Consider the following 8157-nt stretch of genomic DNA (forward strand, 5'->3'; position numbering starts at 1 on the left):
TTTTATGATAGAGTGCCTTCTCTTTTTTGGCTAGTAAATAAGGTGAAAATATCCCCCGAGTAAAATATTACACATATATTTGTCCATTCAACTAAAAGCTCACTATTTCCCGCACAAACGATCCCTTTATCAACTTGGGAATGGATCGCTTCTAATAGATCAGGATCAGAATGACCAAGTACAAGAACAGTCCAAGCATTGGAAAGATCAAGATAGCTGTTACCATCAATATCAATTACTTTACTTCCATGCGCTTCTTTTATATACAAAGGGTAAGGGCTTTGCCAAATCGCATGGCGAGTATAACCCCCTGCATGATGCGCTAATGTTGCTGACTTTGGTGTTTTCGCTATAAAATTGACTTCTTCATCTTTCAACCATTTTTCTATTCTTTTATCGGACTGTTTTATTCCCACTTTACGATTCGCTCCCTATTCCTAATCGATCTTTATATTTTTTTAAGATTAATAAGGCCAACGCAACAATGCCTAAAGTGAATATAATCAGAAATGTCGAAACAACTGTAATCACCGGATTTATTTGAATCATTAAATCATCGAACATTTTTTTAGGTGCTGTTATATGCGAGCCAGCGAGAAAAATTGTAACGATTAATTCATCAAAACTGACGATAAAGGCAAAAAACCATGCTGAGACAACACTTGGTATAATATTTGGTAAAATGATCTGAGAAAACGTAGTTAACCAAGAAGCACCAAGACTTCTGGCCGCTTGCTCCACGCGTAGATCAACGGATGAAATTCCGAGCATCATAATCATGATGACAAACGGTGCCGATAGAATGGCATGACCGATAATTAACCCTGGAATCGTACCGACTAACCCAATTTTGGCAAAAAACAGATATAATCCAACAGCTGTTATAATTTGAGGGATAATCATTGGAGCCATCATATTTGCTAAAATTAACTTTTGACCTCTAAAACGACTTCTTGATAATCCGTAAGCAGCAAACATACCTAAAATGAGCGATAACACACTTGAACAAATTGCAACTAAAAACGATGTTCGCAAAGCGATAAACCATTTCGGGTCTTGAAAAAAAGCTTCATACCATTGAAGGGAAAACCCGGATGGCGGAAACTTTAATGTTGCATCATTCGAAAAAGACATCGGGAATACAACAAGGATTGGTACGATAAGAAAAGCAAAAATGAGCATGACAAAGAAGGTTAAACTTAGATTAAAAATTTTTTTCATCCCTCGCTCTTTCTGTGGACGAGTCGGACTTACATCCATTTTTACATCGGTCAATTCACTCATGTTGTTTTCGTCCCCCCTCTTTGAAACAGAAAATAGAAAAGTAACGTTACAATAAGTAAAACTGTCGCTATACCAGCTGCTACTTCCCAATCTGGATAATGATTAATTAAAAAGTCAAGTAATGTTGCAGTCATCTGAACTTTCCCACCACCAAGAATCGCAGGTGTAACAAAGAATCCTAGAGTTAAAATAAAAACAAGACTGGCTCCCGAAACAATTGCAGGTAATGTTAATGGAAGATAAACACGGCGAAATACCGTAAACGGCTTCGCACCTAGCGATGATGCAGCTAATAACAATCTTCTATCAAACTGAACCATAGTGGCGTACAGCGGCAGAACCATAAACGGTAATAATATATTAATCGTCCCAATCACAACCCCAATTTCATCGTATAAAAATTGAATCGGGCTACCAATTAAGCCTAACTTTAGTAATGTGCCGTTAATAACACCTGCATTACCGAGCATGACAATCCAAGCATACGTACGGACAAGAATACTAACGAAAAAAGGTAAAATAATAATTGTAACAGCGATGATTTGCTTACTCAAAGAAAGCTTCGTGATCCAGTATGCTAGAGGGTAGCCCATTAAGGTAGCAATCCCTGCGGTAATGAATGCAATTCGAAATGTATCTGCTACAATCTCTAAATAAACTGGATTCTCAAAAATTTGAGCATAGTGCTCCAACGTTGGATTTGGAGAAAATAAGCTTAATCCAAGCATATAGATTAAAGGGAAATTGAAAAATATTGTTATTAAAAGAAATAAAGGGATTGTGAACCCAAAACCTTTCGGAAGTCTTAATCTATTAAACATCAATATAACCTCACTTCATACAGATTTGGCAAAGGAATGAAAGCTAGACTTCCATTCCTTTGAAGGTTTAACGGTTCAATTGAAATTCTTGCCAACGTTTATTAACTTCATCGGCATTCTCGTTCCACCATTTCGGATCATCTAAAACATGTTTCGGATAGTTTTCATCAGATGTTATAAGTTGTTCTGCAACACCATCTGAAAGCGTGGATTCCAAATTCAAACTAGGTCCAGGATATGGGAAGATTTCCATTGCCTTTGCTTGATTTTCAGCTTTTGTTAATTCATGTAAAAATGCCATCGTTTCCTCGAAGTTCTTTGCACCTTTCGGAACTGCAAAATATGCCATCTTTAACAACCCTTGATTAAACGTAAATTCTAATCCTTGTGGATCAGCGATAAGTGTAGCTGGCCAAACTGCAGCATACTCTACTTCTCCATTAACTAATGCTTGGATCGGTACACCACCTGTATCCCACCAAATCGAAACATCATCTTTAATCTCTTCCAATTTTTTAAATGCTCGATCTAAATCAATGGGATAAAGCTCATCAGGTGAAACACCATCAGCTAATAATGCAAGTGGAATTGCAAACGAAGCCCAATCAGGTAGTGCTCGTTTCCCCGGAAAGTTTTTCGTATCCCAAAAATCAGCCCAAGATTCTGGTTTTTTATCGTTATTTGCTTGCCAAGCCATAACCGTATTAAAATATTGATACCCAACTCCATACGGATGCTTCGCTTCGTCGAATATTGGATCAGGATTGATTAAATCCCAATCTAATTCTTCAACTAACCCTAATCCAACCGCTTGTTCAAGGTTTGAAGCACTCATTTCGATTAAATTATAAGATGTATCACCAGCTTTAACGACCGATTGTAATTTGCCTAAGCTTGTTGGACTTTCCCTTTCAACTTTAATTCCTGTTTTTTCTGTAAATGCATTAATAAAACCATGCTCTACATAATTTCCTGATTCTCCACCAGGTTCTAGCATGCGTAAAGTTACCGACGAATCTAGACCACCAGACTGACTATTGTCTTCCTTTTTTTCATTGTTTGCACTATCGTTGCCACCACATGCTGTCAACGCAACGATAACGATAAGAAGCATTGACATTAATAAATATTTCCTCTTCAACTTCATTTCCATGAATCCCCCTCATAATTTATGATTGAACGTTATACAACTTTAGGGTATATTCTTATCAAATCTTCTTAGCCTCACCCCCTGAAATCTAATTAAAACTCTATTATTTATTTAAATAGAACCCTTTGATCTCTCTCATCCCAAGTGAATGTAATATTGTCGCCAATCCTCCATCTACACTCATTCCCAGCCTCCGTCATAATCACTTTTGTTCCTAACTCACTTTCAACTTGATAACGGTATTCATTACCTAAATAAACAGAAGAAATAATCTTACCTGAATGTCCTTTCTCTGCGTCTGGTGTAGCCATTTTGAATTGTTCAGGTCTTACTAACAGACTAACGTACTGTCCACTTGAAGATTCGTACTGCTCGTCCAACTCAATTTTGTTTCCATTCTTTACAGTTAAGTAAACGTTACCATTTGATGATTCAATGATTCCATCGAAAAAATTAGCCATACCTAAAAAGTCAGCTACGAATCGAGATTTCGGTTTACTATAAAGTTCCTCCGGTGTACCGAGCTGTTCGATTTTACCATTATTTAAAATTAGCATGCGATCCGACATCGTTAATGCTTCTTCTTGATCGTGAGTAACCGTAATTGTCGTAATTCCGAGTGAGCGCTGCAGTTCTTTTATTTCTACTTGTACTTGTTGGCGTAATTTGCGATCTAATGCAGCTAGTGGTTCATCCAATAGTAAAATAGACGGTTCAAACACAAAGGCACGCGCTAATGCAACTCGTTGCTGTTGTCCACCAGACAACTCATTCGGTTTACGATTCCCAAATTTCTCCAGACGTACAAGTTCAAGTACTTTATTCACCTTCATTTCGATTTCACTTTTCGGTACTTTTCGAACTTTTAACGGGAACGCGACATTATTAAAAACAGTTAAATGTGGAAACAGTGCATAGCTTTGAAAAACTAAACCGACATCACGTTTATGCGGAGGATCGTTCGTGACATCGATATTTCCAATTTCAATCGTTCCTCGTGTCGGCGCTTCAAACCCTGCAATCATTGACAAAATGGTTGTTTTACCCGAACCACTCGGACCAAGAATCGTCATAAACTCTCCGTCTTTTACTTCCATGTCAACATTGTCTACTGCAACTACACGACCAAACTCTTTTGATATTGCTCGTAAATGAATAACACTCATTCACCCATCTCCTATCCTTGTATTCACTAGAAATGTAGTCAGTTTCATTCTTAAGAAAATGATAGAATTAAAACATTACTGCATTCTAACAAGAACCAACTTTTTAACTATAACTAATTATAGATCGTTCTACCTGCTTTTATCGTTTCAATTGTGCCATCAGCGAACACTTTTTCGATAATAATCCCAGTACTTTTCACATGTTGATTCAATCGTTTGCGGTTCCCTAATGCTTTTAAAACAACTTTAGGGTCAAGAACTTCAGGAGCAATGACTCCACGCTTATTAATCTTTTCTGTCGCAATTAATTCAGCACCTACGGCAGCGGGAATTCCTGTCGACTCCCCAGTCGATTCATTACTCGCAGTCGTATACACATATGAAACGTTTTCTCCGTCTTTCTTTCCTTTGACAATAACTTTTAGACCACCGAATCCAAATGGATGGTCAACGTCTAACAAATCTGGCCTTGCTTGTAAAAATTTAACGACAAAATCTCGAGGTGAAATCTTTATTTTATGATCGATTTGAATCGGTTCCTCTGAACCAAATCCTAACTGGATTAAACTTTTAAATGTTTCAATAACTTTCGGTGGAAGTAATGTGCCTTTATTCGTTACTTTACGAATCTCAGGAAAAAAATGCGGAATTGTAATCGGCTCGGGATGTCCAATATCATAAACGGTTACTCTTCCTAATGGGTTTGGGAATTCAACCGTAAGTGAACCTTCCTTACCAAAAGGCTGAATCATCGTTCGTTTCCCTTGATCAAAACCTGGAATATATCCGGATCCGCCATGAAACACGTGATATAAAACCGCTGTCCCTGTCTCTGCTTCACCCATGACCCATATCGTATCGATTTCTTCAGCTACATCAAGCTCATCGATCCCCATTCTCGCAAATACATTCGTAATACCAGGCGATGTTCCCATACCTGTTAGTACGGTAATACCGGCTTTTTTAGCTTTATCATCCATTGCCAAAATCGCTTCTGCTGCATCATAATCATCACAAATATCAACATAATGAGTTTTCGTAGCAAGCGCGGCACGGATGACAAGTGGACCGAACTTATAAAATGGCCCGATAAAATTTAAAACGACAGTAGCTTCTCTGAGTAAATCGACTAGAGCAGTTTCGTCCGATACGTCAATTTTCGCAATAGAAACTTTTTCACTCCCTATTTCGTTTGCCACTTGTTTTGCTGCTTGCTCATTTGCATCTGCAATAACAATTCCATCAAACTTTCCATTTAATGTTAAATCTTTAACAGCAACAGAGCCCATCCCACCCGCTCCACCTAGAACAACAATCTTTTTCAATGTAAATGCTTCCCCTTTTTTAATTCTTTTCTCAATACTTTGCCTAAATCATTTTTTGATAAGTTGAACACGAACGAGATACTTTCAGGAACTTTATATTTTGCTAGATTTTGTTCACACTATGTGAGAAGCGAGTGCATCGTTGGTACAAATAAATGTACTTTTTCTTTTACAATGATTTCGAATGTTTTTACATGAGTACGATTCTTGCACCTAACGCATAAGCCATCATTGTTACGGTTAATCCATATATATGTGAAATTGGAAGAGTCACCAACATTGTCAATTGCTCATCGATTGCTCTTGTTTCATCTACATTTAATAGACCTAATGCTTGCAATTCCATTTTCACAGCTAAAAGATTATCATGCGTAATCATAGCTCCCTTCGGTTTTCCCGTAGTTCTTGAAGTATAAATTATGGCTGCTACATTATGTTTATCTTTGCACTTTATTTTTACAGTTTGTTTATCCGAAACGGGTAAGTCATAATGATGCGTGTCAACATCATAAACCTTTGGCTTGAACGATAAGTTTTGTATCGCACCAGTTATTTTCTTGTCATTTTCTGAACGAGTAATGATCAATTTCAGTTCACAGTATTCAACAGTATAACTACTTTCATTTTCACGAAGTGATCCATTAATCGGTACGATAATTGCGCCTATCTTTAAAATCGCTTAGTAACTAATCAATACATCTGGTAAATTCAGCAAGATGACAAGCACTCGCTCTTGATCGCGAATGCTCATATTTTTTAAACGATGTGCCAACTGATATGCTTTTTGATTCAATTTCGCATTTGAAAGCGTTTTTCCTTGATGTGCCAATTGTGCTACATTCATAACGAGATGCTTCATTCTTTTCAAAAGTTCTGTTACTAAAACAAATCGGATTCAAACAATGTCGTAGTCTTCGTTTCTAAGCCAATTTGCTGCACGACTTTATAGTCGCCATTTGCTTCAAAAAGCCCAGCTTCTCGCAAGTCTAACAATAAAGCTTGTGGATTAATACATTCAGGAGGGATTACGCCTTTTTTATTTATTTTGCCGTTGACAATGTGCCAAGCTGCAACCCCGGCAGGAAGCGATGTGCTATTGGCCATCGTTTCATAACTTGACTTCGTAAACGTATAAGATGCTTTTTTTCCTGTTGTTGTTTTACCGATCACTTCAACTCTTGAAGCACCGACTGATTTACGTGCCGGGCGTTTTTGTTCTGAATCCTTTGATTGTTTGTCACGAAGCATCGCTAATAAAAATTCTAAAGGGGCTACCTCCTCATTTTTAAACGCAATCGGTTTCTCGCTCGCCAACCCAAAGTCTACTAAAGTTTTAAACAATACATTTTGATATTGTGGAAGGATGGCTCCAAAATTCGTGACCGTTTTTACGTTAGGAATAAATTTAGGTAACGTAACAGGTTCAGGGTGACCTATGTGATACAGTTTTACCTTCCCAACAGGTTCGCCAAAGTCTATATCTCGTGAAGTTTCTAATTGATATGGCTGAATGTTTTCGAAGCTTCCATTACGAAACGTAGGAACTGTTCCGTCAATACAATGAAATAAATGAACTAATGCGCCGAAGCCTCCAGGTTCTGCATCGCCAACAACCCAATACGTATTGATTTCTTCAACTGTGTCTATCGCATCAGAGCCAAGACGTGCTAACACATTTGTGATACCTGGTGAAGCACCCATACCGATGAGTGCAGTAACTCCTTTTTCTTTCGCTTTTTCCGATAATTTTAATGCTTCTGTTGTCGTATCGTAATCATCACAAATATCAAGGTAGTGAATCCCGGCTTCAATTACAGTTTCAAGTGTTTTTGTTCCAAACTGATAATAGGGACCGATAAAATTCATAACGAGGGTAGCTCCGTTCATTTTTTCAACTACGTCTTCTTTATTTTTGACATCTACGACTTGAGCTGTAGCTTTCGGACCAAGTTCTTTCGCGAATTCATTTACTCTCGCAAAATTAATATCAGCTAAAACGAGTTCTTTCACTTCATCTTTAGTCGCTAAATACTGTGCAGCGGGTTTAGCCATCTGTGCACCCCCACCTAAAATAACAATTTTCATTCTTTCATTCTCCCTTCAATAAAATTTTCATTTAGCATAAATTAAAAATATTACTGAGTTCTAACAAGAAAAACTTTAGACTGTGGTAATCTGTAATGACGCATGACGTAAACAGAAGCTTTATTGCCCCTGTACGATAAACCGAAAAAATAAAATTACTATGAAAGGAATACTTTCTAATGATTATCCAAACAAAAAAACTTGGAGAACATTATATCCCCAAGTTTTTAAAAATTTATTGTTATGCAATTAAACCAATTCAAGCATTAACGCCATGCCTTGTCCGCCACCGACACAAAGGGTCGCAATTCCGTACTTCTCATTGC

Annotated in this window: 9 protein-coding genes; all 9 read right to left on the reverse strand. The window is 37.5% G+C overall.

Translation table 11 applies throughout. The annotated features are described in order from the left end of the window. Nucleotides 1–2: 2 nt before the first annotated feature. Nucleotides 3–416 carry an aminotransferase class III-fold pyridoxal phosphate-dependent enzyme gene (locus tag ABU914_RS14965; protein WP_379670497.1) on the reverse strand — a complete coding sequence of 138 codons (414 nt, stop codon included), beginning with the start codon at nt 414–416 and terminating at the stop codon, nt 3–5. A 1-nt stretch (nt 417) separates the two neighbouring features. Further along, nucleotides 418–1284: an ABC transporter permease gene (locus tag ABU914_RS14970; RefSeq protein WP_379670498.1), complete on the reverse strand. Its 867-nt coding sequence runs from the start codon at nt 1282–1284 to the stop codon at nt 418–420. Then, complete coding sequence (locus tag ABU914_RS14975) at nt 1281–2105, reverse strand: ABC transporter permease (protein WP_379670499.1); 825 nt, start codon at nt 2103–2105, stop codon at nt 1281–1283. The genes ABU914_RS14970 and ABU914_RS14975 overlap by 4 nt, the downstream gene beginning before the upstream one ends. Before the next feature lie 67 nt (nt 2106–2172). Beyond that, the gene (locus ABU914_RS14980) at nt 2173–3252 is read right to left on the reverse strand and encodes an extracellular solute-binding protein (protein ID WP_379670500.1); all 1080 of its coding nucleotides are present in this window, start codon (nt 3250–3252) and stop codon (nt 2173–2175) included. 110 nt (nt 3253–3362) lie between these two features. Beyond that, a complete protein-coding gene (locus ABU914_RS14985; protein WP_379670501.1) occupies nt 3363–4421 on the reverse strand; it encodes an ABC transporter ATP-binding protein in 1059 nt (352 codons plus the stop codon). 113 nt (nt 4422–4534) lie between these two features. Next, nucleotides 4535–5746 (reverse strand): saccharopine dehydrogenase family protein, encoded by a 1212-nt coding sequence (locus tag ABU914_RS14990; protein WP_379670502.1) that lies wholly within the window; start codon nt 5744–5746, stop codon nt 4535–4537. Nucleotides 5747–5936: 190 nt separating this feature from the next. Beyond that, nucleotides 5937–6422: an AMP-binding protein gene (locus ABU914_RS14995; protein ID WP_379670505.1), complete on the reverse strand. Its 486-nt coding sequence runs from the start codon at nt 6420–6422 to the stop codon at nt 5937–5939. A gap of 3 nt (nt 6423–6425) precedes the next feature. After that, nucleotides 6426–6590, reverse strand: a complete 165-nt coding sequence (locus tag ABU914_RS15000; protein ID WP_379670503.1) for a hypothetical protein — start codon at nt 6588–6590, stop codon at nt 6426–6428. A 35-nt stretch (nt 6591–6625) separates the two neighbouring features. After that, nucleotides 6626–7831 carry a saccharopine dehydrogenase family protein gene (locus tag ABU914_RS15005; RefSeq protein ID WP_379670504.1) on the reverse strand — a complete coding sequence of 402 codons (1206 nt, stop codon included), beginning with the start codon at nt 7829–7831 and terminating at the stop codon, nt 6626–6628. Nucleotides 7832–8157 lie beyond the last annotated feature (326 nt).

The organism is Pueribacillus sp. YX66 (genome assembly GCF_041725775.1).
GTDB lineage: Bacteria > Bacillota > Bacilli > Bacillales > UBA6769 > Pueribacillus.